At 44.8% G+C, this 2,543-nt stretch carries 2 protein-coding genes; both read left to right on the top strand.

All coding sequences use genetic code 11. The features are described from left to right. The first annotated feature begins 116 nt into the window (after positions 1-116). Positions 117-2,120 (top strand): SDR family oxidoreductase, encoded by a 2,004-nt coding sequence (locus ASV53_RS23600; protein WP_094958942.1) that lies wholly within the window; start codon positions 117-119, stop codon positions 2,118-2,120. Between the two features lie 47 nt (positions 2,121-2,167). Next, the gene (locus ASV53_RS23595) at positions 2,168-2,434 is read left to right on the top strand and encodes an acyl-CoA-binding protein (RefSeq protein WP_094958941.1); all 267 of its coding nucleotides are present in this window, start codon (positions 2,168-2,170) and stop codon (positions 2,432-2,434) included. Positions 2,435-2,543 lie beyond the last annotated feature (109 nt).

Here is a 2,543-nt window from a genome sequence, read left to right as displayed (position 1 = left end):
CAGATGTTTATAAGAGTCAGATTTTAAACTTTGGCTAAAGACAGCAGCTCTGACCAGTGTAAGTTGTATATCGAAAAGGAATACATTTATCAGCTGTGAATACTTAAGGAGAGCAAATGGCATATTTTCTTACTGGTGGTACAGGTTTTCTAGGACGAAACCTGTTAACCCGCCTGTTAAAAAGAGAAGGGACGATATATGTACTTTGCCGCAATGAAAATGCTCAACAAAGACTAACCACATGGCAAGAAGAGAACGGGATCGAGGCTGGCCGCATCGTTCCAATTACAGGTGATCTCACTCAAGCTGGACTGGGGCTTTCAGAGCAAGATATCTCTGCATTAAAAGGCAAAGTCACTCACTTTTTCCACTTAGCTGCAATTTATGACCTCAGCGCTGGCGCTGAAGAGCAGCAAGAGGTTAACGTATTAGGTACAAACCATGCTTTAGAAGCGGCTAATCTACTAAACGTCGGTTGTTTCCATCATATTAGTTCAATTGCAGCAGCAGGCTTATACGAAGGTCACTTCCGTGAGGACATGTTTAGCGAGGCTGAAAACCTTGATCACCCTTACTTTTCGACCAAACATGAATCTGAACGCGCTGTACGTGAAAACTGCTTAGTGCCTTTCCGTATCTACCGCCCAGGTATGGTTGTTGGTGATTCAAAAACAGGTGTTGCTGATCGTGTAGACGGCCCGTATTACTTGTTCAAGATGATTCAACGCATTCGCGGTGTATTACCGGCTTGGGTACCGACAATAGGTTTAGAAGGCGGCCGACTTAATATTGTACCTGTCGATTATGTTGTCAATGTACTTGACCATATCGCACATAAGGAGGGGTTAGACGGTGGGTGTTTCCACATTACCGATCCAAAACCTTATCGTGCCGGTGAAGTGCTCAATATCTTCGCAGAAGCAGGTCATGCGCCACGTATGGCGATGCGAATTGATGCACGCTTATTTGGCTTAGTGCCAAATCAAGTGAAACAAGCAATCATGTCGCTACCGACAGTTAAACAAATCGCAGATGTCACAATGAAAGATCTCGGCATTCCAGCTGAAGTCTTAAAATTCTTCACCTACCCGACAGAATTTGATTGCCGCGAAACACAGCAGGCGCTTAAAGGTTCAGGGATCGAGTGTCCTCGTCTTCCTCATTACGCACCTGCTATTTGGGATTACTGGGAGCGTCACTTAGATCCAGAAATCTCAGGTGATCGTAGTTTGAAAGCACGCGTCGCAAACAAGATCATTTTGATCACTGGCGCAAGTTCAGGGATCGGCCAAGCAACTGCATTCAAATTGGCAGAAAATGGCGCAGAAATGATTCTGGTTGCGCGTGATGAAGAAAAACTCGCTGAAACGCGTACGCAGGTGGAAGAGCTTGGTGGTACAGCACACACTTACCAATGTGATCTCTCGAACATCAGCGATGTAGAGCGCTTAACCGCGGATATTTTAGAGATCCATGGCCGCGTTGACATTCTGATTAATAACGCAGGTCGTTCAATTCGTCGCTCGATTGCAAATTCAGTCGATCGTTTCCACGATTTCGAGCGTACTATGCAGCTGAACTACTTTGGTGCACTTAAACTGACATTAGGTTTATTGCCAAGTATGGAAGCGCAAGGTGGTGGTCACGTTATTAACATCTCATCTATTGGGGTATTAACCAACGCACCACGTTTCTCTGCATACGTAGCTTCTAAAGCCGCACTCGATGCCTTCACCCGCTGTGCAGCCGCAGAATATTCAGACATGAATGTGAACTTCACCACAATCAACATGCCACTAGTGGCAACACCTATGATTGCACCAACCAAAATCTATCAATCAGTGCCGACGCTGAAACCAGAAGAAGCAGCTGATTTATTGGCGACAGCAATCATCGATAAGCCTAAACGCATTGCAACCAATCTAGGTATTTTCGGGCAAATTGTTCACGCACTCTTCCCTAAACTTGCTGAAATCATCATGAACAGTAGCTTCCGCATGTTCCCTGATTCGAAAGAAAGCACTCAAGGAAAAGAGCTAGATACTGAGAAAGGTAAAGAAAAGGCATCATCAGCAGAGCTTATTGCGCTCTCAGCATTACTACGTGGCATCTACTTATAAGCCGCGAACATCAACTTTAAACGTCTATTGGTAAAAGGAAAATTAACATGGCAGATTTAAAAGCAAGTTTCGAACAAGCTCAAAAGGATGTTAAACAGCTGACTCAACGTCCATCGAATAACGAGCTATTAGCTCTTTACTCACTCTTCAAACAAGCAACTGACGGCGATGTGAGCGGTAAACGCCCAGGTATGTTTGATTTTAAAGGTGCTGCTAAGTTTGAAGCTTGGGAAAAGCTACAAGGTATGAATGCAGACGATGCAATGCAAAAGTACGTAGATATTGTTGAAAAATTAGCGAAAACATACGCGTAATCGCTTGTAGATTAACGATGTAACCGTCTATTAATCGAGTAGGAGGAGGCCTCACGGCCTCCGTCCTCTCACACCACCGTACAAGCGTGGGTCGCATACGGCGGTTCCA

This window comes from Photobacterium sanguinicancri, from assembly GCF_002265265.1.
Lineage (GTDB): Bacteria > Pseudomonadota > Gammaproteobacteria > Enterobacterales > Vibrionaceae > Photobacterium > Photobacterium sanguinicancri.
This window is presented reverse-complemented; position numbering and strand designations above follow the sequence as displayed.

What these genes read in the sequence shown, in the direction of transcription:
- ASV53_RS23595 (WP_094958941.1), top strand. Translation starts at nt 2,168, where the DNA reads ATGGCAGATTTAAAAGCAAGTTTCGAACAAGCTCAAAAGGATGTTAAA.
- ASV53_RS23600 (WP_094958942.1), top strand. Translation starts at nt 117, where the DNA reads ATGGCATATTTTCTTACTGGTGGTACAGGTTTTCTAGGACGAAACCTG.